Source organism: Corynebacterium sp. TAE3-ERU2 (assembly GCF_019209955.1).
Lineage (GTDB): Bacteria > Actinomycetota > Actinomycetes > Mycobacteriales > Mycobacteriaceae > Corynebacterium > Corynebacterium megadyptis.
The window spans coordinates 199,969-224,951 of the sequence record NZ_JAHUTL010000001.1 but is presented as its reverse complement, the minus strand read 5'-3'; the positions used below and the strand labels follow the sequence as shown (position 1 = coordinate 224,951).

The window sequence follows — 24,983 nt, the reverse complement described above, 5'->3', positions numbered from 1 at the left end:
GCGGGAGCAAGGTTGCGGCTACGAGCAGTTACATCAAAGAACGGTAGACATCAATGGTCTGCTCGGCGATGGTGGCCCAAGAGAACTGCTCGACGGCGCGCTGCTGGCCCTTCTCGCCGATCTCCTTGGCGCGAGAACGATCAGCCACCATCTCATTGACCGCGGCGGCCAAGTCGCGCTCGAAGGCCTCGGTGTCCTCGGCATCGTAGTGCACGAGGCTGCCGGTGACGCCGTCATTGACCACCTCGGGGATACCTCCCACATCGGAGGCGACCACGGCGCTGCCGCAGGCCATGGCCTCGAGATTGACGATGCCCAGCGGCTCGTAGATGGAGGGGCAGACGAAGGTATCCGAGGCGGTGAGGAATTCCTGAATCTTCGGCTTCGGCAAAAACTCCTGCACCCAGAACACGCCGTCGCGCTGCTGTTGCAGCTGTCGCACCAAGGTGGCGGTGCGCTCGCCGATTTCGGGAGTATCCGGCGCGCCGGCGCAGAGCACCAGCTGCACGCCCTCATCGAAGTGGGAGGCGGCCTTGACCAGGTGCTCTACCCCTTTTTGGCGGGTGATGCGCCCCACGAAGGAGACGATGGGCTTGTTCGGGTCCACGCCGAGCTCGCGGAGCACGGAGTCCTCGTTGTCATCGAAGGTGGGGCGGGGATGCCACAGCTCGGGGTCGATGCCGTTGAGAACCACGTGAATACGGTTCTCGTCGATGCGCGGATAGGCCTCCATGATGGCGTTTTTCATCTGCGCCGATACAGCGATCACCGCATCGGCGTATTCCATGGTGTTCTTCTCCGACCACGAGGACACCTCGTAGCCGCCGCCGAGCTGCTCGCGCTTCCACGGCCGGTGCGGCTCGAGGGAGTGTGCGGTGGCGATATGGGGGATGTCGTAGAGGCGCGCCGCCAAGTGCCCGCCTAGGCCGGAATACCAGGTGTGGGAGTGCACCACATCCACATTGTGTGCGGCAGTGGCCATGCGCAGCCCCGTGGAGAGGGTCTTGATGGCCGGGTTGGCATCCTCGAGTGCGGGATCCACTCCGTGGACATACACATTCTTCTCATCGCGGGGCGCACCCATGCAGTGAACATCGACGTCAACGAGCTCGCGCATGAAGCGGGTCAGCTCCGCCACATGCACGCCTGCGCCGCCGTAAATCTCCGGTGGGTACTCCTTGGTCATCATTCCAACTCGCATAATCCCCACAGTAGTGTGACCTCGCGAGCGAGGGGGCGGAAGTGTGTATGGGGTAACCCACTTTTCCGGCGCGTCTACCTAAAAGGGGATAGATTGGAAGGCGTGAAACGCCAACCACATGTTCTAGCAATTGTCCTTGCTGGCGGCGAAGGTAAGCGCCTGTATCCCTTCACCGCTGACCGTGCCAAGCCAGCCGTTCCCTTTGGCGGCACCTATCGCCTCATCGATTTTGTGCTTTCCAATCTTGTCAACGCGGGATTCATGCAGATTTGCGTGCTCACCCAGTACAAGTCGCACTCCTTGGACCGTCATATCTCTCAGTCGTGGCAGCTCTCTGGCCTCGCTGAGCAGTACATCACCCCAGTGCCCGCGCAGCAGCGCCTGGGTAAGCGCTGGTTCACCGGTTCCGCAGACGCCATTTTGCAGTCGCTGAACCTGATCTATGACGAAGAACCGGATTACGTTATCGTCTTCGGCGCCGATCACGTCTACCGCATGGACCCCTCCCAGATGGTGGAGGAGCACATCAAGTCTGGGAAGTCCGTCTCTGTGGCCGGCATTCGCGTGCCCCGCTCCGAGGCCACCGCCTTCGGCTGCATCCAGTCCGATGAAGACGGCAATATCACCGAGTTCCTCGAGAAGCCCGAGAATCCGCCGGCTACCCCGGACGATCCGGACGTCACCTATGCCTCCATGGGTAATTACGTGTTCACCACCAAGGCCCTCATCAAGGCCCTGCTGGATGATGAAGACAATGACGAATCCGAGCACGATATGGGCGGAGACATCATCCCCTATTTCGTGGATCGCGGCGACGCCCACGTCTACGACTTCATGGCCAATGCGGTGCCCGGTTCCACCGAGCGCGATCATGGCTACTGGCGCGATGTCGGTACCGTGGACGCCTTTTACGAGGCTCACATGGATCTCATTAGCGTCCACCCAGTGTTTAACCTCTACAACAAGCACTGGCCCATCCACACCTCCGAGATCGGCAACCTGCCGCCGGCCAAGTTCGTGCAAGGCGGCATAGCGCAATCCTCGATGGTCTCTTCCGGCTGCATTATCTCCGGCGGCACGGTGCGTAACTCGGTGCTGTCGAACAATGTGATCGTGGAGGACGGTGCCACTGTCGAGGGCGCGGTGCTGATGCCCGGCGTCCGTATTGGCAAGGGTGCGGTGGTGCGCCACGCCATCTTGGACAAGAACGTCAAGGTGAGCGAGGGCGAGTTCATCGGCGTCGATCACGAGCGCGATAAGTCCCGCTTCAAGGTCAGCCCCGGCGGCGTGGTCTGCGTGGGCAAAAACGAGATCGTCTAGCTAGACCCACACGTTGCAGCGCCTGGGCTTCTCCCATGAGGACAAGCCCAGGCGCTGACGTCTATGCTGTGGCGTCGCGAGTATGCGTGACGACGCTTGTCTCGCGGCTTAGGGGCGCTTGCTGATGATGCTGAGACCGCCGGCCAGGGGGAGGCGGGTGACGAGGGCATCGTGATAGTCGCGCAGTTGTTCGTCGAGGGCGCGGGCGGCGGCGGTGTCTCGGTCTGTGCGGGACTCATCGGCCACGGTGCCATCGAGCAGGCTCGCGGCCACAATGATCATGCCGGAGGGGCGAATCAGCGGCCACGCGGAGTCCACAAAGGCCTGCATGTCCTGCGGGGCCACATCGCCATAGACGATGTCATAAGAGTTCGTGGCTAGCCGGCCCATCACCTCGAGGGGGCGCGAGGGCAGGAAGCGGAAGCGCGAGGCTGCGATACCTGCCTCGGTGAAGCTCCGGCGCGCCAGTTTCTGGTGCTCGAGCTCTGGGTCGATACAGGTGAGATGTCCCGCCGGGCCCATGCCCTCGAAGAGGTGCAGGCCCACCACTGCGGCGGCGGGGGTGACAGCAATTGCGCTTGGTTCTGCGCCACGGGCAGCTTGGGAGCCCAGCAGAGTCAATACGGAGCCGCTGATCGCGTCGAGGGTGGGAACGCCGAATTCCGCTGCGCCCTCCGTTGCGGCCTGCAGGCTCTCGCTGGTGACGGCGGTAGAGCGAATGTAGTCAGTCAAAGCACGGTATGCAGTCTCAGTCACGCGCCTTATTTTAAAGTGGCGGTGCGCAGGGCGGGGGAACAACGCACCACCAGCAGCAAAGCTGTGACAGGTGTGGCTTAAGTGCCATAAAAGGGCGCAGCGGCTGTGCTGACAGCGCATTCCCAGTCGAGCGTTACGGGATTGTTGTGCGGAACTCAGTTATTTCTTATCTCCATACGGCACAATAGCTCTCATGACTGATCGTCCTGCCCTCGCTTCGCCCGCCGCTGCAGAATCCCCTACAGCTGCAGCGTGTGAGGAACCGCTTCACGGCACTGCTGCCTTCGATGCAGGACAAGGATCGATGCCCAGCTGGGCCGAGCTCGTCGAGGAACACGCAGATAGCGTGTATCGCCTCGCTTTTCGTTTGTCCGGTAATCAGCACGACGCTGAGGATCTCACCCAAGAGACCTTCATGCGTGTGTTTCGCTCGCTAAAAAACTACCAACCGGGCACCTTCGAGGGATGGCTTCACCGCATCACCACCAATTTGTTTCTCGATATGGTGCGCCACCGCAACAAGATCCGGATGGAATCGCTGCCCGAGGATTATGAGCGTGTTCCCGGCACAGTTTTGACCCCTGAGCAGGCCTATCACGTGGCCAATCTGGATCCCAGCTTGCAGGAGGCCCTCGATAGTTTATCGCCCGATTTTCGTGTGGCGATCGTGCTCTGTGACGTACTTGGCATGTCCTACGATGAAATTGCAGATACCCTCGGGGTAAAAATGGGAACTGTACGCAGCAGGATTCACCGCGGCCGGACCCAGCTCCGAGCTTCTTTGGAACGGGCCGCCGCAGCGGATGATGAAAACGCGAAGCTATTGGTGCCTCACCACAGCTAGCGCCGGAACTGCTGCCGCAGCTGCTGCAGCACAGCACACATGAACACACGAGCACATTGAAGGTGAGGTGACCGACGGAGATGATCAGCGACTACCGCAACGAAGCCGATAGCTTCGACTCAGTCGAGCACCTAGGACCCGAGGCCATTGCCGCCTACGTGGATAACGAGCTCAGCCCGATCGCCGCTGACCGCGCGCGGGTGCACTTGGTGCATTGCCCTTTGTGTCGCCATGAGGTTCATCGCCAGCGGCAGGCCGCCGAGTCAGTGCGGCAGCGGGTCAATGATGGTCTGCGAGCACCGCGTTCGCTCATCGCCAAGCTTGCCCAGATTGAAATGTCTTGCCCGGAAGGGCCAGGCGCAGACGAGATAAGTCGCGGTAGTGCACCCAGCTTGATGGATCGCGTCGAGGTGTTCTACCGCGCTGTTCGTCACGTCCAGGGGCGCTAGAGCACCGCTGTTTTTTCCTGCGGGTGTGCCTGCTGCTCCTGGTGCATATCGCGCCGGCGTGGCGCGCTAGAATCTGAAACAAGTAGTGTCCTGCTATAGCGAGATGGTGCGAAGAAGAAAGAGGGACTGGTGTTTTCTAGCGTCGGCTGGAGCGAGATTTTCGTCGTCTGCGTCGTGGTGCTCATCGTCGTCGGCCCCGACCGGCTGCCTGGAGTCATCCAAGACGTCCGTGCCGCGTTCATCGCCGCCCGCGATGCCATCAACCGCACCAAACAGACTCTTAATGAAGAGATTGGCCCCGAGTTCGAAGAGGTGGCCCGACCGGTACAAGAGCTGTCGAAATTCACCGCCATGGGCCCCAAAGCAGCCCTGACGAAGGCGCTCTTCGACGGCGATGGCTCCTATCTCGACTCCTTTGATCCGAAGAAGATCATGGCCAGCGACACTCAAGGCGAGGCCTATCGCGACCGCACTGCGGTGCCACCCGCCTCCGGCAGCACGGTGGTGCCGAATACCCGGGGCCAGGACGCCGATTCCTCCGCCCAGCCCCCGGCACAGCAGATGCCGCCCAGCGGGCCACAGAACCGCAACTTCAGCTGGGATGACATCACCTAGGCCGCGCTGCTCCTGAAGACACACCACACCCCGCCTCGTGAGAGAAAAGATCCTTCACGAAGGCGGGGTGGTGTCTATGCGCGCCTCACGCAGCTGCTAGCGCCGCGGGTTCACTCCCAGCTGGACGCCGGTGAGCGAGCCCTCGCGGCGCACCAGCTGCTCGGCAATCGCGGTCACCGCCGCGCCGGAGGGGCTGCTGGGATCATGCACGGCGATCGGGATGCCTGTATCGCCCTGTTCCCGCAGCGCGGGGTCGAGCGGCACCGATCCCAATAGTGGCACCTGGGTGCCGAGTAGCTCGGTGAGGCGGGAGGCCACCGTGGCGCCGCCACCGGAGCCGAAAATATCCATCGTGCTGCCGTCGGGAAGCACCATAGCCCCCATGTTTTCAATAACCCCGCGCACCCGCTGCCGAGTCTGCTGAGCAATGGTGCCGGCGCGTTCCGCCACCTCGGCGGCGGCGGCTTGCGGGGTGGTGACGATCAACAACTCGGCCGTGGGGAGCAGCTGGGAAATCGAGATCGCCACATCGCCGGTGCCGGGCGGAAGATCCACCAGGAGGACGTCAATATCGCCCCAGAACACATCGGTGAGGAATTGGGTGATCGCGCGGTGTAGCATCGGCCCGCGCCACACCACAGGGGCATTGCCCTCGGTGAAGTGGGCAATGGAGATGTGCTTAATGCCGTGCGCCTGGGGCGGCATGATCATATCTTCGACCATATTGGGCGCCTCGGTGCTGCCGAGCATGTGCGGGATGGAGTGGCCGTAGATGTCGGCGTCGAGAATGCCCACACTGAGCCCCCGCGCTGCGAGAGCGGCGGCGAGGTTCACCGTCATCGATGATTTACCCACACCACCCTTGCCGGAGGCCACGGCGAATACGCGGGTGGTGGAGTCGGGCTGCGAGAAGGGGATGACCGGATCATCCTGGCTGCCGCGCAGGCGCAGGCGCAGATTGCGGCGCTGCTCATCGCTCATCACATCCGTGCTGACCGAGACCTCACCCACGCCGTCGAGCTCCTCGATAGCGGCGCGCACATTCTCTGTGATGGTGGACTTCATGGGGCAGCCGGCGATGGTCAAATAGATCACCACTGCCACATCGTTGCCGGTGACCTCCACCGACTTCACCATGTCGAGCTCCGTAATGGGGCGACCGATCTCGGGGTCTTCGACACGAGAGAGGGCCTGGCGGACGAGGGATTCTTCAATATGAGACATCGGGGTGTGCGATTCTCCTGACTGTGGGCTTTAGCTGTGGGGGCGGCGGTTGGTGTCTACCACATCGCCTTGAGTGGGCTCATGGAACTCGGAGGACTGGTGGTCGCCGTGTTCGCGGGCGATGCGTGCCGCGGATTCATCGTCCAGCTTCGCCTCGATGCGCTCAAGCAAACTGGATAGATCTTCCATCTCGCGGCGCAGATAGTCACGAGTGACGCTATCACCCAGCGCGAGGCGTACCGACGCCAGCTCGCGGGCGAGGAACTCCGTATCGGCCTTGGTCTGGGCGGCGCGGCGGCGATCCTCGCTCAAGGAGACGCGGTCGCGGTCCTCCTGTCGGTTTTGGGCCAACAGAATCAGCGGCGCCGCATAGGCGGCCTGCGTGGAGAAGGCCAGGTTCAACAGGATGAAGGGGTAGGGGTCCCACTGCCACTTCCACGCGCCGAGGTTCAACGCGATCCACGTGATCACGAAGATGGTCTGCCAGAACAAGTACTCGCCAGTTCCGAAGAAACGGGCAACCCTTTCCGCCATGGCGCCCACAGCGTCCGCATTAATGCGGAGGCCACGGCGTCGCGTGGCCATGGGCGTATCGAGGCTATTGCGGTAATCGCTCATCAGCTAGGCCTCCTGTAGGGGCGTGGTGGTCTCGGACTGGGCGGGCCGGATTCCGGTCTCGCGCCAATCCTCGGGCAGCATGTGGTCGAGCAAGTCATCGACGGCGACGGCACCGAGAAGGTGACCGTCATCGTCCAACACAGGGCCACACACCAAGTTATAGGTGGCGAAATACCGAGCCGCAGTTTCCTGCAGGTCATCGGCATACAGCGGTGGGAGATCGGGGTCGAGCAAGCCGCCGATGAGCTCCGAAGGGGGTTCGCGCAGCAGCTTTTGCAGGTGCAAACATCCCAGGTAGGTGCCGGTAGGGGTCGCTGTGGGAGGGCGCACCACAAACACCATAGAGGACAGCGAGGTCGGCAGATCGGGGTTGCGCGCCATCGCGAGTGCCTCGGCGACAGTGCGCTGCGGGGTCATCACCAACGGGTCCGAGGTCATGAGCGCACCGACGGTGTCAGGCAGGAAGCTCATGAGGCGACGCACGGGCGCGGAGTCTTCTGGATCCATCAGTTCCAGCAGCACGTCGGCGGTGGCGTCGGGGAGCTCTTCCAACAGGTCGGCGGCATCGTCCGGGTCCATCTCCTCGAGCACGTCCGCGGCGCGTTCGATAGCCAGCTCCTCGATCAGCTCGGCCTGGCGTTCCTCAGAGAGCTCCTGGAGAATATCGGCCAATTGCTCGTCGTTCAGGCCGCTGGTGACGGCACGACGCTGGGAGGCGCTGAGGTTGTAGAACAGCGGCGCCGCGTCGGCCGGGCGCATCTCCTCGAATTGGGAGCGCAGCTTCGCGGTTTCCTGCTCGTGGCTGGTCGCGGTTTCTCCCAGGCCATGCACATACTTCCACGGAGTGACATAGAGCGTGGGGCGCCGGCCGAAGGTGGATTTATTGGCGCTCACCGCGATCTTGGAGATCACCCAGTCGCGAGTACGGGTGCGGGTCAGTTCCACATCGGCGACCTCCACGGCTTTGCCATGGAGATTCTCCAGCTCGGGATCATCGACGTGCACCTTGGCGCCGATGATGTCCTGGGAGATAGTCGTCTCGCCCTCGCGGGGCTGATAGGAGCGCATCGATACTTGCCCCGAGGCAAGGACGATCTCTTGGGGTTCGATGGTGGCTACGCGCAGCATCGGCAGGAAGATGCGGCGCTTGGAAGGAAGCGCCACGATCAGACCGAGTACGCGAGAGTCACGTTCGAGCCCGTGCATCATCACGACAACGTCGCGGACACGACCAATGGGTTCGGCGTCTGGGCTACGCACCACCATTCCGGCCAGTCGGCCGGCATACACTCTCGTCACTGCATTCATAACTAGATATTGTAACGGTCAGCTGCACAGATCCTGCTACTGCTGCTGGGGCTCGCCCAAGCTGGGTGTTCACCTGCGGCAGGAGGGGAGGTGGCGCGAGGTGGGCGTCGATAAGCGTACTACGCATGGGAAACCCCATAAACGAGGTAGTGGAACGTATTGTTCGGGAACCTTCCGCAGGCTTCGGGCGTTAGGGCTAGTGAAGGCCCGATAACGAGCCAGCCCAGATGGCGCGGCTTAAGCGAGCTCTGAATGATTCCCAGGCGGCGCTGTGCTGCCCGTAGATGCAAAGAAGTTGGTAGATACTGCTATGACATCCCCCGCGAACAACGTGAAGGCGATGGCGATGAAGAAGCGCCCGGAAGGGTGGCCGGTTGCAAGTTTCGAGAGCTATGAACAGGCCCAAGCCGCCGTAGATATGCTCTCTGATCAGGAGTTTCCGGTAAAGGACCTCACCATCGTGGGGGTTGATCTTATGGAAGTCGAGCGCGTTCAAGGTCGCTTGACCTGGGGCAAGGTGCTCTTAGGCGGCGCAGTATCCGGCGCGTGGGCGGGCCTGTTTTTCGGGCTGCTCTTCGGGCTGTTTTATGAAAACTGGCTGGTACCGCTTCTCACCGGTGCGATCCTCGGTGTGATTTTCGGGCTGGTGTCTGTGAGCGTGCCCTATGCCGCGTCGAAGGGGAAACGCGATTTCGCGTCGAGCACCCAGATTGTGGCCGGGCGCTATGACATTTTGTGCGAGCCGCACACCGCCCGCCAAGCCCGTGACTCGATTGCCCGCGGCCAGATCGTTCGGCCCCGCAACAACGACCGCAGCACCTGGTCGCAGCAGCCTGTGCAGCAACCGCCTGTGCAGCAGCAGGCGCCGCAGCAGCAGCCGCAGAATCCGCAGCAACCTGCGCCGCAGCAGCCGCAGGGCGGCTGGCCCGCACCTCGTGAGGAACAGCAGCCGCAACAAACTGCGCAACAGGAGAAGCCGCAGCACCCACAGCAGCCTGCACCACAACAGCCACAGCAGGATCAGGCGTGGGGAGAGCCCTCCGATAACTCGGAGTTTCCGCGACGCTAACGCCGCGCATGAAACACGATGAGAGCCACTGGTTCTAGCCTGCGCCCCACGGCGCTGAGGTTAGAGCCAGTGGTTTTTCTTTAGCACCCACCACATGAGAACCACCGCGGCAATCATGACGCCGAGCACCACGTAGTAGCCGTACTCATAGTGCAGTTCCGGCATGTGATCGAAGTTCATGCCGTACACACCAGCGATCATGGTGGGCAGCGCGGCCATACCGACGAGCGCGGAAATCTTACGCATATCCGAGTTTTGCTGCATGGTGACCTTGGCCACGGCAGCATCGATCAAGGCAGTGAGGCGCTCATCGAGGGAAGCGATGGAGTCGGCCGCAATGAGCTGGTTATCCAGCACGTCACGGAAATAGGAGCGCAGCGGCTTGCTCAGCACATCTTTGTGGTTCTGAGTGAGGATACGCAGCGCGGTGCTGAGCGGATCCACCGAGTGCCTCATCTCCAGGATCTCTCGCTTGAGCATGTAGATCTGCGAAATATCGATGGGGGAGTTCGGGGTGAAGACTTCTTCCTCGATCTCGTCCACATCCGTGGTGAGCTCGCCGGCGATGCGCACGTACTCATTCACCACCAGGTCAGAGAGCTGCCACGCTAATGCCACAGGGCCTAGCTCGAGCTGCTCGGACCATTCGCTCAGCTCGCGGCGCCAACGCTTCAGCCCGGTAAGTACTCCGTGACGGATAGCGATGATGAAGTTGGGGCCGAGAATCATCTGGAGTTCACCGGTTTGGATGATCTCCTTCGCGTCACGGACGCGCTCATGCTCCTGATACACCACGGTGCGCAGCACAAAGAAGAGCTGATCATCGTAGCGCTCCACCTTGGGCCGCTGATGGGCGGTCACGGTGTCTTCCACGATCAGTTCATCCACCCCGTAGATCGCGGCGATGTGCTCCATCTGCTGCTCATCAGGCTCCGAGAGCTCCAAAAGGACGTAGCAGTCTTCGTGCTCAGTGGCGTAGTGCAGGGCACTCTCGTATGAGAACTCTTGGTTCAGCTCGCGTCCGTGGCACATCACGCGGCAGCGATCCACGGCCCGCTCCACGGGCACGCGCAGTCGAGACCCCACAGGGTGCTCCTGAGCGTCAGTGTGCTTACCACTCTTATGCGGCAAACGAAGTGGATCAACCATGCGAGAACCTCCTTGACGTACACGCCCAGCACTGTGGTGCGGACCGCAGGCAAGTGTACCGCCGCTTAGGGCGATATCAGCAATTCCGTGGCGCCACGGGCTATGGGGGCAGCTGCGCTAGAATCAGCGGTGGTGTGGCCGCGCGTGTGCGCCGCATGCCTCGTGTTCCACGCCAGTCCCATTTGCCTAGCTAGATTGGCCTGCTTGCACCATGACCACGACGATGCCTCGGCAGCTCCACCCCAGCGCCCCTGCGACCGTGCGCACTGTATGCGCCCTCGGTGTGGTGGGCATGCTGAGCAGTGGATGCGTCGCCGAGCCCTACCGCGAGGTCAATGAGGTAGAAGTATCACCGGTGCAGGTGATGGTGGATTCCTCCGATCAAGAACAGGTGATCATGGGGGAGCTGTACTCGCGGGCGCTTGCCTCTCGTGGCCGCCAAACCTTCGTGGACTTTGAATATGACCTTGACACGGCCGCGCGGATTCAGGCCGTGGAAACCAACCATGCCGATGTCGTAGTGGTCTGCCTCGGCACGGCTCTCGAAGCACTCAATCCCGTCCGCGCCAAGGAACTATCGCAGGACTACACCGCGAAGATTGATGCCGGTGAGATCACACCGACCGATATTGATTTCTCTGAAACGGTGCTCGATAGCCTCTTGGGCTCACTGCCGCGCACCGTGCATAACTCGAACTTTTCGCCGACTCATGGCTGCGCAGAGAGCGAAGACCTGAAACTGCCGCAGAACTTTATCGTGCTCTACCAGCGGCCACTGCTCAACCGTAAGGAATGGGACAAGCTCAACGTGGTCAATGGCGCTATCTCCGAGGCCTCCTTGAAGGAGATCGCTGAGGAGCTCAATAGCGGCGAGGATCAAAATGAGGTCTACACCACCTTCTTGTCCTCCAACCGAGTGCTTTCCAACGGCGCGGATTAAACGCGACGCCGCAGCATCGACGACGCAGCGAACGCATCAGCCCCAGGACCGAGATCACTCGGTTCCTGGGGCTGATGCGTAGTAGCACTGTGCTGAGCCCGCTGGCTATGTGGGCTCAGCTTGCAGGCGTCTAGTCGGCGAAGGCCTCGTCAATGAGCTGCTTCTGCTCGAACTGGTGCACCTTGGCCATACCGGTGGAGGTAGAGGCCTGGGCGCGGCGAGACACGCGTCGCAGCTTCGGCATATCCGGCAGCAGATCCGGCAGGTGCAGGGCCAGGAAGGGCCAGGGGCCCTGGTTGGCCGGCTCGTCCTGCACGAAGCGCACCTCTTCGGCGTTCGGGTAGCACTCGAAGGCATCGTTGAGGCGGTTGTGCGGGATCGGGTGCAGCATCTCCAGGCGGACGATAGCCACATCATCGCGGCCGTCGTCGGCGCGGCGCTTCTCCAAGTCGTAGTAGACCTTGCCGGAGCACAGCAGGATCGTCTTGACCTTCTCCGGATCGCCCAGCTGCTCGCCGTTGCGATCGAACTGGTTCGGGTCATTGATCACCGACTGGAACTTGCTCACCTCGGTGAAGTCCTCCACGGCAGACACGGCGGCCTTGTTGCGCAGCATGGACTTCGGGGTGAAGACCACGACCGGGCGGTGCAGGTCGCTCAGGGCGTGGCGGCGGATGAGGTGGAAGTGGTTCGCCGGGGTGGTCGGCTGGGCCACGGTCATGGTGCCTTCGGCGCACAGCTGCAAGAAGCGCTCGATGCGGGCGGAGGAGTGGTCCGGGCCCTGGCCCTCGTAGCCGTGGGGCAGCAGCAGGATCAGCTTGGACAGCTGGCCCCACTTCGCCTCACCGGAGGAGAGGTACTGATCGATGATGGTCTGGGCGCCATTGGCGAAGTCACCGAACTGGGCTTCCCATGCCACCACAGCATCCAAGTTGCCCACGGAGTAGCCGTACTCGAAGCCCATGCCGGCGAACTCGGTTAGAGCCGAGTTGTACACCATGAACTTGCCCTCGCCGCCTTCGCGAGCGATGTGGTCGATCGGGTTGTACTCCATGGCGGTGTTCGGGTCGAACATCACGGCATGGCGCTGGGTGAAGGTACCGCGGCGGGAATCCTCGCCGGCGAGACGCACGGTGCGTTCCGCACCGATGGCCAAGGAACCGAAGGCGAGCAGCTCGCCCCAACCCCAGTCGATGCCGCCTTCCTTGACGGACTGGGCACGCTTCTTGGCCACCGGCTTGACGCGCTTGTGGATTTCGAAGCCCTCGGGGACGTTGACATAGGCCTGGCCCATCTCCACGAGTTCCTCGCGGGTGATGGAGGTGTCCAAACCATGCGGCAGCTCCTGGGAGGAGGTGATGCCCTCCTGGCCGGAGGCATCGCGCTTCTTGGCTTCCTTGACCTCGTTGAACACCGACTCCATCTGATCGTGGAAGTCGCGGGCGGCAGCCTCGGCGTCGTCCTTGTTCAGATCGCCACGACCAATCAGGTCCTGGGTGTAGCGGGCGCGAACGGTCTCGCGGCCGTCAATCAGGTCGTACATCTTCGGCTGGGTCATCGAGGGATCATCGGCCTCGTTGTGACCGCGACGGCGGTAGCAGATGAGGTCGATGAAGACATCCTTGCCGTAGCGACGGCGGTACTCGGTAGCCAGCTGGCCGACCCAGTACACGGCCTCCGGGTCGTCGCCATTGACGTGGAAGATCGGGCAGCCATAGGCCTTGGCCAGATCGGTGGCGTAGTGGCTGGAACGACCGGAATCCGGGGTGGTGGTGAAGCCGATCTGGTTATTCACCACGATGTGGACGGTGCCGCCCACGGTGTAGCCGCGCAGCTGGGCCAGGTTCAGGGTCTCCTGCACCACGCCCAAGCCTGCGAAGGAAGCGTCGCCGTGCAGCAGCAGCGGCATGACGGAGAAACCGGCCTCGCCCTTGTCCAGGATGTCCTGCTTGGCGCGGGCGATGCCCTCCATGACCGGGTTAACGGCCTCGAGGTGCGAGGGGTTAGCGGTGAGCGTCACCTTGATCTCGCCATCGCCAAACATCTGGATGTGCTTGCCCTCGGCACCGAGGTGGTACTTCACGTCGCCGGAACCACCGGCAGCAGCCGGGTCAGCGTTGCCCTCGAACTCCTTGAAGAGCTGGCTCAGCGGCTTACCCACGATATTGGCGAGCACATTCAAACGGCCGCGGTGAGGCATACCGATAACGACCTCGTCCAAGCCCTGGCCGGCGGCAGTATCTATGGCCGCATCCATCAGCGGGATGAGGGACTCGGCGCCCTCGAGGGAGAAGCGCTTTTGGCCCACGTACTTGGTTTGCAGGAAGTTCTCGAAAGCCTCGGCGGCGTTGAGCTTCTGCAGAATGTATTTTTGCTGGGCGACGGTGGGCTTGGGCATGCCCGCCTCGAGGCGATCCTGCAGCCAGGTGCGCTCGTCATTATCCAGAATGTGGTTGTACTCGGAGCCCACCTTCAGGGTGTAGGCGGCGCGCAGCTTGGTGACGACCTCGCGCAGGGTCATGGTTTCGCGCTGGTCGAAGCCACCCACGTGGAAGGTGCGGTCCAGATCCCACAGGGTCAATCCGTGGGTCTCCAGCTGCAGATCGGAGTGATCCGGAATCGGCATGCCGGGCTGATGCCAGTTGAGCGGATTCACATCGGCGATGAGGTGGCCGCGGGAGCGGTAGGCCTCGATCAGCTGCATCACGCGGGTGTTCTTGTCCATGCCGGTGTTGGGCTGATCCTGGCGCCAACGAATCGGTGCATAGGGCACAGACATGCAGGTGAAGATTTCATCCCAGAAGGTGTCATCCACCAGCAGCTGGGACATGGTGCGCAGGAACTCGCCGGACTCGGCGCCCTGGATCACGCGGTGATCGTAGGTGGAGGTAATGGTCACAAGCTTGCCGACGCCCAGCTCGGCGAGGCGATCCTCGGAGGCGCCAGCGAACTCGGCGGGGTAGTCCATGGAGCCCACGCCCACGATGAGGCCCTGGCCCTTGGTGAGGCGGGGCACAGAGTGGCGGGTACCGATACCACCCGGGTTGGTAAGCGAGCAGGTGATGCCCTGGAAGTCCGGCATCTTCAGCTTGCCGGTGCGGCCGCGCTCGACCACATCTTCGTAGGCCTCGACGAACTGCTTGAAGTCGAGGGTTTCACACTCGGCGATCTTGGCGACCACGAGGGAACGCTCGCCGCCCTTGCCTTCCATATCGATGGCAAGACCGAGGTTAATGTGCTCCGGCACCACTAGGTTCGGCTTGCCGTCAATGACCTCGTAGGAGTTATTCATATCGGGGTGCGCCATGATTGCCTTCACCATGGCGTAGCCGATGATGTGGGTGAAGGAGATCTTGCCGCCCACAGTCCGCTTGAGGTGATTGTTAATGACCGAGCGGTTTTCGAACATCAACCGAGCCGGCATATCGCGCACCGAGGTGGCGGTGGGCAGCTCGAGAGAGATGTCCATGTTCTTTGCCACGGCCTTGGCGGCACCCTTCATGGGGAAATTGCCGGCCTCGGGGCTGTCCTGAATCTTAGTCAGAGGCGATTGGGCTGCCTTCCGCTTCTTCTCCTTATTGGCCTCGCGAGCCTGCGCAATCTTGGTATTGGGATCGGTGGCTGCTTTTCGGGCCTTCTCAGCGATGGGCTGTGGCTCGCTGTGTTGGGCCTTATTCTTCGGACCTGCGGTGTTCTTCGGCGCTGCAGGGGCCTTAGGGCCGGAGCCCTCGGTGTCCTTGGGGGCGGCCTTCTTGGAGCTCTTGGACGAGGATGCGGGGGTGTTCTCGGGGGTGGGCTCAGCGGGGCTGCCCTCCTTTTCGAACAGCTCGCGCCATTCCTTGTCTACGGAGGAGGGATCCTCCTTGAACTGCTGGAACATCTGGTCTACCAGCCACTGATTTTGGCCGAAAGTACTAGCGCTGCTCACGGCAGGTGCTCGCCTCATTTCCTTGGGTTATTGGGTGATTCATACACAGTTTAGTGGTATTGGACCAGACTAACGGTGGTCCACCCCTTTTGTCGCCTAAATCTGGGCAGAAATTACGCACCTCTCGTGCGAGATCTGACCACCACGGTGGCGGGTGTGAGCGGGTTAACCACTCCTGCCGCCGAGTACACCCTCCTAAGAGGAAGTCCACATGCGCCAATAGATTCCCTTTTGGTTGAGTAAGTTCTCGTGGGTGCCGTCCTCGATGATGCGGCCATGATCCATCACAATGATCCGATCCGCTCGCGCGGCGGTATTCAAGCGGTGGGCCACGACCACGCTGGTGCGGGCCTCCGTGACGCGGTCTGAGGCCTGCAGAATGGTGTTTTCCGTGGCGGGATCCACGGTGGCGGTGGCCTCGTCGAGAAGCAGCAGGGAAGGCTGGGTCAGCTCGGCGCGGGCGAGCGCAACGAGCTGACGTTGTCCCGAGGACAGGCCGCGGCCTTTTTCCCCGAGTTGGGCCCGGAATCCGCCGGGGATGCTGGCGATCGCGCTCAGCGCGCCGACGCGAGCGGCGGCGTCAGTGATCTCAGCGTGGGTGGCCTCGGGGCGGCCATAGGCGATGTTCTCGGCGATGGTGCCGCTAAAGAGGTGTGCTTCTTGTGGCACCATGCCGATCTGTCCCCGCCATGCGGCGAGCGGAAAGTCGCGGATGTCTATCCCGCGGGCGCGCACCGCGCCGGAGGCAGGATCGTAGAAGCGGGCAGCGAGTTTGATGATGGTGGACTTGCCCGCCCCAGTCTGGCCCACTACCGCCACCGTGCTTCCGGGGGCGAGTTCGAAGGATAGATGCTCGGTGACCGCAGGAGTATCCGGGCTATAGCTGAAGCTGACATCATCGAGGGCTAGGGCGCCGTTGGCAGCCCGGTCGGCGTCGTCCCGCGTGCCCGTGGACACCACGCTGGGCTGGGTGATGAGCAAATCGCGGATGCGGTTGAAGCCCACCGAGGCCTGTTGATAGCTGTCGAAGACTTGGGAGAGCTGCTGGATCGGGCCGAAGAGAGCGCTGAGATACATGACGAAGGCAACGAGCACGCCCGCAGAGATCTCCCCCTCCAGCACCATCGTGGCGCCCCAACCCACCACGGCCGCCTGGGCGAGCTGCGAGATGGCATTAATGCCGGGGAAATAGAGAGAAACAGCGGTGTGGGAGGCGATGCGTAGCCGCTTGTATTCTGCTGCTGCGGCCGTGAACTCCGCGAGGCTGCGATCCACGGCGCCGTGCATCTGGCTGGTGCGTAGTGCTCCCACTGATTCCTGGAACTCGGCGTTGACCGCCGAGACCTGTTCCCGGCTGCGGCGATAAAGCCGAGAGGAGATGCGGCGAAACACCACGGTGGCCACTGCGACGATCGGCAGTGCGCTAAAGGCCAGCAGCGAGAGCTGGACATTGGTGGCCAGAAGCATCCCAGAGATACCCACTAGGGTACTCAACGCCACCACGGTCTGTGCCAGCCCAGTTTGGAGAAAAGAGCTCAGCGCATCGATATCAGTGGTCATGCGGGTCATGATCTTGCCCGAGAGGGTGCGTTCGAAAAAGTCCATGGACAGCCGCAGGATGTGGCGGAAGGAACGCACACGCAACCCGTAGAGCAGACGCTCACCTGTGCGGGCGGTGATGATGGTTTGGGCCACCGCCGCCGCCCAGCTGAGCAGAATCATCGCCAGCCCGGCGAGCGCCATGAGCACCAGCATGCGCAGGTTGTTCTCGCTTATGCCACGGTCGATGGCATAGCGGATGAGGGTGGGCAGGGCGATATCGGCGAGCACGCCCATCACCAACAGCACAATGCTGGCTGCGATGAGACCGCGAACGGGACGAAATAGCCGCGTGAGGCTAAAGCCCTCCTCGGTATTCGACACAGCGAGATGAGGCTGCTCGGTGGCCTCGGGCAGTCGTGCGATATCGGCGGCGAGGCGATCATTCAGCGGCTGGGACATCAACGCGCCCCGCCCGCTGATCGCGGTGGCCTGAGACTTGGCAATCGTGCCGCGCTCCTGCGGCCGCCGCCCCACCGGCTCTGCAGGCCAGAGTTGCTCCTCGCTCGGCCGGAGCTCCGAGTCGAAGGGGACCGGCTCCTCCTCGCTGGGGCGCTGCTGGAAACTGAGATCCATCAGATGAGCGAAGTCCTGATTCGCCGAGATCTCCTCCAAGCTGCCGCAGGCGCTCACGCGGCCTTCATCCACCAGCGCCACCGTATCGGTGAGTTCCAGGGTGGAGGCCCGGTGGGCGATAGCGAGGATCGTCAGGTCGGGGTAGTGGCGGCGAATGCCCTCGTAGATCGCTGCCTCCGTGATGGCGTCGATGGCGGAGGTGGCGTCGTCAAGCACCACCACATCCGCGCCACGGGCGAGGGCCCGGGCGAGGGCGAGGCGCTGGCGCTGGCCCCCCGAGAGATCGAGGCCGCGCTCTCCTAAGACGGTGTCGAGGCCGTCGTCGAGCTCATCCACAAACTCGGCGGCGCAGGAGGCCTCGAGGGCGGTGCGGAGTGTCTCCTCCGAGATGTCTGCCCCGACAGTGATGTTGTTGCGGATGGAATCCGAGAACAAGAAGGGATCGTCGAAGACGATGGCCACCCGCTCACGCAGCTCGGCGCGGCGAATATCGCGCAGGTCATAACGGTGGGAGGTGGCGTCGATAAGCGCAATGCTGCCCTCGTCGGGATCGTAGAAACGGCCCACGAGCTGGGTGAGCATCGTTTTACCGGAGCCGGCAGGGCCCACCATGGCCATGCGGGTGCCAGGGGGAATGCGCAGCGACATGCCGTTGAGTACGGCGCGGCCATTCTCCGGCTGGCTGAAGTGCACATCGTGCACGTCGAGGCCGAGACGGCTGGCGGGCAGGGGCACAGGATCGGTGGAATCGGGCAGTGCGGGGCGCTGGTCGAGGACATCAAAAACGCGTTCCACCGAGGAAAAGCCCATGTAGATGCGCATGAGCATGCCGGAGGAGACGCGGGCGAGGCCGGTGAGGGAGACCAAGTAGGAGGAGAAGGTGACAAAGACGCCGAGGGTGATCGTGCCATTGAGCACTAAAAGACCGCCGAGGGCGACATTGGCCACGAGCGCGATTTGCGGGAGGCGTTCAATGAAGGGAATGCTGCGGGCGGTGAGACGGGCGACGCGCATACGCAGGGCGAAAAGCCGGCGGCTGGCAGCGGCGAGAGTCGTGCTTTCGCGATCTTCCTGGGTGAAGGCCTTGACCACGCGAATACCGCTGACGGTTTCCTCCACGTGGCTCGCTACCTCGGCGGCCTGTTGTTGCGCCGTCCACGTGGCGGCGTAGAGCGGGCGGCGCGACACAGCCGCGGCTACGACCACCACCGGCAGCGAGATCACCGCCACCAGCGCCAGCAGGGGAGAAAGCCAGAGCATGACTGCGAGCTCGGCAAGGATTTTGAGCAGCGAGCCGAGCGCCAAGGGGGTCATGGCCAGAATGCCTTGGATCTGGTTGAGATCCGAGATAGAGCGCGAGACCACCTCGCCGGTGCGGATGCGGTCATGGCCGGGGCCGTCGAGGCGGGACAGCGTGGAAAGAATGCGTATGCGCAGCAGATGCTGAACGGAGATGGATAACCTGCCCGCGGAGTAGCGGCGCCCCGCCTGGAAGACGAAACGTATCAGGGCGGCGAGGATGAGAGAGATCACCACGATCCGCAGCGCATCGGCGCTTCCCGACACACCGAAGGGGGCAAAGATTCCGGAGCGATGGACGAACTCGGTCCAGGAGGTGGCCTTGCGTGAGCCCGTGGCGATATCCACTGCGCTACCGGTCAGCAGGGGCACGCTGAGCTCGGCCACAACCTCGGCGAGGGTGCAGACGATGGCAAAGAGGCTGACCGACTTCAGCTCCCAGGCGGTGCTGAGCAGCCGCCGCAGGGCCGGAAAGCCGCGCTGGGACTTCGCGGCCGGACGCTGCGATGAGGAGGTGCGGGAGCTGCCGCGCTCGGTGATGCCTGCGCGCTCCGGCTCAGAGTGCGCGGACTGCGAAGCGGTCACGGTTCTGCTCCTCCTTAAAGCTCTGTGTGTCGATCTACTCTGTACCGCTCTTGGCAGCCGCGGCCTGTCGATGCAGGAAAAAAGCCCCGCCACCTGCGTCGACCGCATGAAGCGGTGGGCGACCACAGGTGGCGGGGCCGAGTGCTGCCCGCGGGCAGCGGTGCACCGTCAGGTGCGTTTTAGCGCACGAGCTTAGGCCTCGCCGTCGGTGGCGTCCTTCTTCTTCGCTACGAAAGGAAGTTTACGCACTGCACCGGACACGCCTCCAGCAACCCCGTGGGCGGCATCAGCGACGCTGCTGCCGACGTTGCTGGCGGTGGAGCTGACAAACTCCCAGCTGCGGGCAGCCAGGCCCTCGTTCTGGTGGGCCTTGGTGACAGCCTCGGTGACTTCCTTGTCCATGGCGCTGACGTCCTCATCCTTAATCTCCTCGAGGGCAGGCAGCAGGGAGGGGAACTCCGCCGGTGCCGAGCCCAGGGAGTCATAGGTGTTGCCGATGAGCTTCTTGGCCAGCTTGCGGTTGGCTACGGTGCCGATCACAGCGCCAATACCCAGGGGCATCACCTTGCCGATCCAGGCGGCGCGCAGTCGCTTATTGGTCTGCTTCAACGCCTGCTTGAGCAGGCGGTTATTAATCTTGCTCATCGACGGCCCGGAGAAGCGAGAGAGGGTAGAGATCGTCGATGCGCCTCCCTCAACGCCAAGATCGCCCACGGCCGCATCGACGAGGGCGGTGCCGGAGGAACCCATGATCACCACGAGGATGAGTGCTTCGCGACGCTGGGGATCGGAGATATCCGCGCCGCGCAGATAGGCCGAGGCCATGGTGTAGAAGGCGGCGGCGTCGAGAAATACCAGCGACTCCGCGCCCACGGCGGCGGCGCCGGTGATAAAACCGATGCCCGGCACGGCAGCGGCCATGCCGGCGGAGGCCCCAGAGCCGGTGGCCAGATAGGTGATGTGCTGGTCCAGCATCTTCTGAATATCAGCTGGGCTGGCCTCTGGGTTGCGCTTGCGCAGCCAGTTCACGTAGCTGGTGATCGAAGACGACTGCATCTTCACCACATGGTTGAGGGCCTTAATCAGGATCTTGCCGGATGCTCCGGTGCGCTCGTGCAAGGTTTCGGGATCAGAACCCAATGCATCGGTGATGTCATACGTCGGTTCCTGTGAAGTGGATTGAGACATAATAAGTAGAGCTCCTTAGTAGAAATTCATAATGGGGAAAATAATCGGCGGTATGTGATTCTTTGAGTGCTAGGAATGCCCAGCCCCAGGCGGCCTCATTCTGGCGGAGGGCGCTGTGTATCAGGGCTGGTGGGCATTGTTGCCCAGTGTAGTGGTTGTACTGCACCGCCGGATATACACAACAGTAAACGACACCTGCCATAATTTATATTCCGCATGCGCCTGCCGGGCCCGCTGTGATCTCTTCTCCACACGCGCCTGATAATCGAAGGGCTGCGCGCGGCGCGACCTGAAGAACTCTGCTGCGTAGTAGCCCACACCAACCACGCGGAACAACTACCGTGGAGGATATGGAAACGCTGGTCCGAACCACCGCTGGTTATGTCAAAGGAGTGGCGCGCTCCGGACTGCTGACGTGGCGAGGAGTGCCCTATGCGGGGCTTGTCGACGGCGAACGCCGCTGGCGCGTGCCCCATCCAGTCGAACCGTGGTCCCGGGTGAAAGACTGCACCGAATATGGCGCCAAGGCATGGCAGCCGGCCAGTTTATGGGGAACGAAATTGGCGGGTGGGCCCGACTGCCTCAACCTCGATATTGTGCGCCCCGATACCGACGAGCAGCTGCCCGTGGTGGTGTATTTTCACGGCGGTTCCTATCTGGTGGGTTCCTCGCATGAAACCATGCTGCGCGGGCATAACTTTGTGCGCGCCCTGAATGTGGTCTACGTCTCCTTGAACTTCCGGCTGGGGGTATTCGGCTATCTCGATCTATCGGAGATCAGTGGCCAATGCGTGCCCACCCCGGCGATGCACGATCAACTGGCGGCGTTGCGCTGGGTGAAAAAGAATATCGCTGCCTTCGGTGGCGATAGCAACAATATTGCCATCATGGGCGAATCCGCGGGCGCGGCGAGCGTGATTTCGCTGCTGGCCTCGCCGGCAGCGCGGGGGTTATTTCACAAGGCTATTGCCCAATCCGCGCCGGCGGCCTCGTTTCACTCCCAGGAGCAGTCGCGGCGCTGGGCGCGGGCGCTGGTCGACAATCTTAAACTGCACGATCTCGCCGATATGTCCGTGCTCCGGGCGCTGCCGCCCGCCGATCTGGTGCGCGCCGGCAGCCTATCCCAATTGCGCTTGCGGGACATGCTCAATCTCAACTCGCCCTATGGCCCAGTGGTGGACGGCCATGTGCTGCCGCAGCACCCGCTGGATGCCTTCGCGCAGGGGCGCCAGGCGCCGGTGCCGCTTTTGATCGGTACGAATAATGACGAAGCCTCGATGGCCAAGGCCCTCTATGTTCGCGAGTCCGCGCGCTCGCGTTCGGCGCATCGCATGCTCACCGCCTTCGATACCGAACGTGCCCACGAGGTGCTGCGCGAGTACTCGGCCGCGTTTAGCCGCGAGGATTTTGCGGACCTGCTCACCGATGCCGTGTTTTGGGTGCCCTCGGTGCGGCTCGCCGAGGCCCATGCGCGCATCGCCGATACCTGGATGTATCGATTCGACTTCGCCCCCGCTGTGTTGCGCCGCCTCGGCATTGGGGCGATGCATTCGCTCGAGCTCACCGCCGTCTTTGGCGATATGGAGGCCTCGCGAGTCTCTGGTCTCAATAGGCTCGGAGGCGCCGCCGAGTTCGCGGCGCTCACCACCGAGCTGCAGGCCTATTGGGGCAACTTCATTCATCACTCCCAGGTCGGTTCGGGGTGGCCGCGCTATCACGCCGCAGTGGCGGATCGCATGCCGCGTAGGGCCACCAAAGTCTTCGATAGCGCATCGACGGTGGTGTATGATCCGCGCTCACAGCGTCGCCAAGCGTGGGATAATTATGATTTGCGGCAGTGGGGCAATGATGAGCCCGATTTCACCAGCCCCACTCGGGTGGCAAAGACGCTGGCGCTACTCGAGTCGATTCTGCCCCGCACTGCCCACTGCTCGGCGTCTCAGGAGGGATGAAAAAGATGAGTTTTAGTCCGGCATCGCACTGGTCGCTGCTGATCCACGAGCATCCCCGCTTCAGCCAAGCGCTGTCGCCATTAAATGAGGACTCGGAGCAGCTACTCTCCACGCAGCTTATCGACGCCGCCCTCCTCGACCGCCTGCGCCAGGCCATCGCCGCCACCCATGAGCTTTTCCCCATGGACGAGGACAAACACTGTGCGCAGCTGTGGTTTCATAGTTTTGTCACCACCCTCATTGAGCCAACAATGATGCTGGCCCTCGATCACGATCTCGTGGCGATCTGCGACGCGGAGCATCCAGCCACCATGTTTGTGCACACACCCACCGGCCATGGTGCGGGTTTTTGGTATGGCTATCACCCGAACCATGTGCTCGAACCCTCCGCGGATAGCTATCGGCAGCTCGGGGCGGGATGGGCGGAGCTTCTCGAGCCGATTGTGTGCGGTCTCGCGGAGATCACTGATGTCTCTGTGGCCGCGTTATGGGCGGTGGTCAGCGATGCGGTATCCATGGCGGCAGCCACGGCGGGCAATGAGGCTTTTGCTCCCTATGAGGGCATCGCCGCCTGTCTGGCGGTGCTCGAGGGGATGCGCGTAGAGCTGCAGGATCGCGCCCGCGTGGTGGAGCCGCGCTTCTTTGATTATGTCGATGGGGAGTTTCGTCCCAGCGATCTGCAGATGGCACTAGGCGAGGATGAGCCCGATGATGATGTGGTGCTGAGCACTAAAAGGCTGACGTGCTGCATGATTTTTCACTCTCCCGGTTGCGGCGTGTGCGTGTCCTGTCCGAAACAAAAACCCGATATCAAGCGCGAACGCATGGCACAGCAATGTGCGGCGCTGGCGAGCTTCTAAGAAGCATCTCGCGTGGCGTCCCGATGTCCATCAATCACCCTGCGGCGATTCTGCGGCGGGGCAACTAGGCTGTAGAGCGGCAGCCCCGCCGCTTGTGGCGGGGTGTCACGTAACCATCTATGTGGAAGGAAAGCCTGCCTCCATGAGTTTCTTAGAGGATATTGCAGCGGCACTAGACGATGCGGGCATCGAGTCGCGTGCGCACGACTGCACTCTCTTTGTACCGATCACCTCCGAGGTGGAGATCCACTTTGTGGACATCGACCCTGACTTTCCTGCCGCCAATGTCTACATTGCTGCCGCCGATGTGGATGAGGAAGATGAGGATTTCGAGGCCGTCTTGGTGGCGGTGGTGTTCTCGGTAGAGGATGCTGTTGCCACCGTGAGTGAGCACATCGCCACCGACCAGGTAGTCACCATCCTGCGGGATGTGCTCAGCGGCACCGATGATCGCATTGCGGATCTGGACTTCTTCCAAGACGAAGAGGACGCTCATACCGTGCGCGCTGAGGTGGCAGCCAACTCCGAGATCGTGCTCCGCGTGGACCTCGAGGAGGGCGTGCCCACGGCGACCGTGGAGTTCATCGCTCTTGGAGACGATGATGAGGCATGGGATAACGAGATCCTCAGCCTCGGCTCCTTCACCGACTATGACCGTCTTTTCGATGTCATTAGCCTCGCCGCGGATCAAGCCGAAGACTGGGAGGATCAGCTGGCGCCCATCGACGAGGACGATCACGATGCCGCCCAGCGGCGCGCCGCCCTCGGCGGACTCTATGACACCGAGGACGAAGAGTATTTCGACCTCGACGAGGACGACAGCTAGGCAGTCATACCCGCGCCACCGCCGTGCGCTTTAAGCGGCGGTGGTGTGTTGGACAAAAAACGACACCGGTGAGGGCAGCGGTGCATAGGTGCTGTCCACCACCCAGCAGTAGGTGGGGGCGGTGGGCGTGAGGATCTCGTGCACCATAAACGACGCCTCCTCGGGAATGAAAGAGCGCATCCACGCCTCGCTGACGCTGGCAGGAACGCTATCGCCGCGTGGATTAGTAAAGCGCGCGATCACGGCATACGCCGGAGTGGGGGAGTGCGGCCCCTGGGCCAGCGCTGCCGCCATGGCTGGGTTCGCCCGATAGCGGGTGATATTCAGCTTCAACTCGGGAACACCGGCGATGTCCACCGCGGGAAGAGTGAGCGTCGGTGGCCGCCACGTGCTGGGGGTACGCGCTAAAGAGCGGGGATGGTGAATCGTCGATGCCACCCGCTCCACGATATCGGGGTGGTCCCGCCTGATGAGGGCCAGCGCCGTGGCCGTGGAAACTGGCCGCTGCCCAGTGCGGCTGGAGCTGCTATAACGCTGTGCGGGATTAAAGAAATGGGGCTTAGTGTTGCTGTTAATGTTTCGCATGGCCCGCAGTCTAAACAGCGGCTGAGACACTCCCACGCCAAAAGCGAACACCTGTTCGAAAGGGTGGGGTATCGAAGGAGGAATGAGGCGCG

18 protein-coding genes and 1 pseudogene are annotated in these 24,983 nt (G+C 62.4%); 9 read left to right on the top strand and 10 right to left on the bottom strand.

What is annotated here, in order from left to right:
• Positions 1–28 precede the first annotated feature (28 nt).
• Positions 29–1,201: a glycogen synthase gene (gene glgA, locus KRX12_RS00930; RefSeq protein WP_218365422.1), complete on the bottom strand. Its 1,173-nt coding sequence runs from the start codon at positions 1,199–1,201 to the stop codon at positions 29–31.
• A gap of 102 nt (positions 1,202–1,303) precedes the next feature.
• Between glgA and glgC the strand changes: the two genes are divergently transcribed.
• A complete protein-coding gene (glgC, locus tag KRX12_RS00925) occupies positions 1,304–2,521 on the top strand; it encodes a glucose-1-phosphate adenylyltransferase (RefSeq protein ID WP_218365421.1) in 1,218 nt (405 codons plus the stop codon).
• Positions 2,522–2,629: 108 nt separating this feature from the next.
• Here glgC and KRX12_RS00920 read toward each other — a convergent pair whose 3' ends face one another.
• Positions 2,630–3,277, bottom strand: a complete 648-nt coding sequence (locus KRX12_RS00920; protein ID WP_151641058.1) for an O-methyltransferase — start codon at positions 3,275–3,277, stop codon at positions 2,630–2,632.
• A 193-nt stretch (positions 3,278–3,470) separates the two neighbouring features.
• Here KRX12_RS00920 and sigE point away from each other — a divergent pair, with 193 nt between their 5' ends.
• The 3 genes from sigE to tatB all read left to right on the top strand — a co-directional run bounded on the left by sigE (position 3,471) and on the right by tatB (position 5,185).
• Positions 3,471–4,121, top strand: a complete 651-nt coding sequence (gene sigE, locus KRX12_RS00915; protein ID WP_218363834.1) for an RNA polymerase sigma factor SigE — start codon at positions 3,471–3,473, stop codon at positions 4,119–4,121.
• 80 nt (positions 4,122–4,201) lie between these two features.
• A complete protein-coding gene (locus KRX12_RS00910; RefSeq protein WP_218363832.1) occupies positions 4,202–4,570 on the top strand; it encodes an anti-sigma factor in 369 nt (122 codons plus the stop codon).
• A 129-nt stretch (positions 4,571–4,699) separates the two neighbouring features.
• A complete protein-coding gene (gene tatB / locus KRX12_RS00905) occupies positions 4,700–5,185 on the top strand; it encodes a Sec-independent protein translocase protein TatB (RefSeq protein ID WP_218365420.1) in 486 nt (161 codons plus the stop codon).
• Between the two features lie 96 nt (positions 5,186–5,281).
• Here tatB and KRX12_RS00900 read toward each other — a convergent pair whose 3' ends face one another.
• From KRX12_RS00900 to KRX12_RS00890, 3 genes are read right to left on the bottom strand one after another with little or no spacing between them, the layout of a single operon-like run.
• Entirely contained in the window at positions 5,282–6,409 is a 1,128-nt protein-coding gene (locus KRX12_RS00900) for an Mrp/NBP35 family ATP-binding protein (RefSeq protein WP_218363828.1), read from the bottom strand.
• A 30-nt stretch (positions 6,410–6,439) separates the two neighbouring features.
• The gene (locus KRX12_RS00895; protein WP_218363826.1) at positions 6,440–7,027 is read right to left on the bottom strand and encodes a DUF1003 domain-containing protein; all 588 of its coding nucleotides are present in this window, start codon (positions 7,025–7,027) and stop codon (positions 6,440–6,442) included.
• Between the two features lie 3 nt (positions 7,028–7,030).
• Positions 7,031–8,335 (bottom strand): magnesium transporter MgtE N-terminal domain-containing protein, encoded by a 1,305-nt coding sequence (locus tag KRX12_RS00890; protein ID WP_218363824.1) that lies wholly within the window; start codon positions 8,333–8,335, stop codon positions 7,031–7,033.
• A 310-nt stretch (positions 8,336–8,645) separates the two neighbouring features.
• Here KRX12_RS00890 and KRX12_RS00885 point away from each other — a divergent pair.
• Positions 8,646–9,113: pseudogene (locus tag KRX12_RS00885) on the top strand (general stress protein); the annotation flags it as partial.
• Between the two features lie 351 nt (positions 9,114–9,464).
• On the opposite strand, the gene KRX12_RS00880 reads toward KRX12_RS00885, so the two are convergent.
• Positions 9,465–10,553 carry a magnesium and cobalt transport protein CorA gene (locus KRX12_RS00880; RefSeq protein ID WP_218363823.1) on the bottom strand — a complete coding sequence of 363 codons (1,089 nt, stop codon included), beginning with the start codon at positions 10,551–10,553 and terminating at the stop codon, positions 9,465–9,467.
• A gap of 211 nt (positions 10,554–10,764) precedes the next feature.
• Here KRX12_RS00880 and KRX12_RS00875 point away from each other — a divergent pair, with 211 nt between their 5' ends.
• On the top strand, positions 10,765–11,493 hold the full coding sequence (locus KRX12_RS00875) for a hypothetical protein (protein WP_218365419.1): 729 nt from the start codon (positions 10,765–10,767) through the stop codon (positions 11,491–11,493).
• A 130-nt stretch (positions 11,494–11,623) separates the two neighbouring features.
• Here the strand turns inward: KRX12_RS00875 and KRX12_RS00870 are convergent, their stop codons facing one another.
• From KRX12_RS00870 to KRX12_RS00860, 3 genes are all read right to left on the bottom strand, one after another.
• A complete protein-coding gene (locus KRX12_RS00870; RefSeq protein ID WP_218365418.1) occupies positions 11,624–15,421 on the bottom strand; it encodes a multifunctional oxoglutarate decarboxylase/oxoglutarate dehydrogenase thiamine pyrophosphate-binding subunit/dihydrolipoyllysine-residue succinyltransferase subunit in 3,798 nt (1,265 codons plus the stop codon).
• A 195-nt stretch (positions 15,422–15,616) separates the two neighbouring features.
• The gene (locus KRX12_RS00865; RefSeq protein ID WP_370625505.1) at positions 15,617–19,480 is read right to left on the bottom strand and encodes an ABC transporter ATP-binding protein; all 3,864 of its coding nucleotides are present in this window, start codon (positions 19,478–19,480) and stop codon (positions 15,617–15,619) included.
• Positions 19,481–19,672: 192 nt separating this feature from the next.
• Positions 19,673–20,668, bottom strand: coding sequence for a hypothetical protein (locus tag KRX12_RS00860; RefSeq protein WP_218363820.1), 996 nt, complete (start codon positions 20,666–20,668; stop codon positions 19,673–19,675).
• 350 nt (positions 20,669–21,018) lie between these two features.
• Here KRX12_RS00860 and KRX12_RS00855 point away from each other — a divergent pair, with 350 nt between their 5' ends.
• The 3 genes from KRX12_RS00855 to KRX12_RS00845 all read left to right on the top strand — a co-directional run bounded on the left by KRX12_RS00855 (position 21,019) and on the right by KRX12_RS00845 (position 24,306).
• Positions 21,019–22,620 carry a carboxylesterase/lipase family protein gene (locus KRX12_RS00855; protein ID WP_218365417.1) on the top strand — a complete coding sequence of 534 codons (1,602 nt, stop codon included), beginning with the start codon at positions 21,019–21,021 and terminating at the stop codon, positions 22,618–22,620.
• Between the two features lie 5 nt (positions 22,621–22,625).
• Complete coding sequence (locus KRX12_RS00850; RefSeq protein ID WP_218365416.1) at positions 22,626–23,480, top strand: (2Fe-2S)-binding protein; 855 nt, start codon at positions 22,626–22,628, stop codon at positions 23,478–23,480.
• Between the two features lie 142 nt (positions 23,481–23,622).
• Positions 23,623–24,306 carry a hypothetical protein gene (locus KRX12_RS00845; RefSeq protein WP_218363815.1) on the top strand — a complete coding sequence of 228 codons (684 nt, stop codon included), beginning with the start codon at positions 23,623–23,625 and terminating at the stop codon, positions 24,304–24,306.
• Between the two features lie 30 nt (positions 24,307–24,336).
• On the opposite strand, the gene KRX12_RS00840 is transcribed toward KRX12_RS00845, so the two are convergent.
• Positions 24,337–24,891 carry a hypothetical protein gene (locus tag KRX12_RS00840; protein ID WP_218363813.1) on the bottom strand — a complete coding sequence of 185 codons (555 nt, stop codon included), beginning with the start codon at positions 24,889–24,891 and terminating at the stop codon, positions 24,337–24,339.
• Positions 24,892–24,983 lie beyond the last annotated feature (92 nt).

Coding starts and splice junctions, on each gene's coding strand:
- sigE (WP_218363834.1), top strand. CDS start 3,471: ATGACTGATCGTCCTGCCCTCGCTTCGCCCGCCGCTGCAGAATCCCCT.
- KRX12_RS00860 (WP_218363820.1), bottom strand. CDS start 20,668: ATGTCTCAATCCACTTCACAGGAACCGACGTATGACATCACCGATGCA.
- KRX12_RS00895 (WP_218363826.1), bottom strand. CDS start 7,027: ATGAGCGATTACCGCAATAGCCTCGATACGCCCATGGCCACGCGACGC.
- KRX12_RS00840 (WP_218363813.1), bottom strand. CDS start 24,891: ATGCGAAACATTAACAGCAACACTAAGCCCCATTTCTTTAATCCCGCA.
- glgA (WP_218365422.1), bottom strand. CDS start 1,201: ATGCGAGTTGGAATGATGACCAAGGAGTACCCACCGGAGATTTACGGC.
- KRX12_RS00910 (WP_218363832.1), top strand. CDS start 4,202: ATGATCAGCGACTACCGCAACGAAGCCGATAGCTTCGACTCAGTCGAG.
- KRX12_RS00875 (WP_218365419.1), top strand. CDS start 10,765: ATGACCACGACGATGCCTCGGCAGCTCCACCCCAGCGCCCCTGCGACC.
- KRX12_RS00900 (WP_218363828.1), bottom strand. CDS start 6,409: ATGTCTCATATTGAAGAATCCCTCGTCCGCCAGGCCCTCTCTCGTGTC.
- KRX12_RS00890 (WP_218363824.1), bottom strand. CDS start 8,335: ATGAATGCAGTGACGAGAGTGTATGCCGGCCGACTGGCCGGAATGGTG.
- KRX12_RS00850 (WP_218365416.1), top strand. CDS start 22,626: ATGAGTTTTAGTCCGGCATCGCACTGGTCGCTGCTGATCCACGAGCAT.
- KRX12_RS00855 (WP_218365417.1), top strand. CDS start 21,019: ATGGAAACGCTGGTCCGAACCACCGCTGGTTATGTCAAAGGAGTGGCG.
- KRX12_RS00880 (WP_218363823.1), bottom strand. CDS start 10,553: ATGGTTGATCCACTTCGTTTGCCGCATAAGAGTGGTAAGCACACTGAC.
- KRX12_RS00845 (WP_218363815.1), top strand. CDS start 23,623: ATGAGTTTCTTAGAGGATATTGCAGCGGCACTAGACGATGCGGGCATC.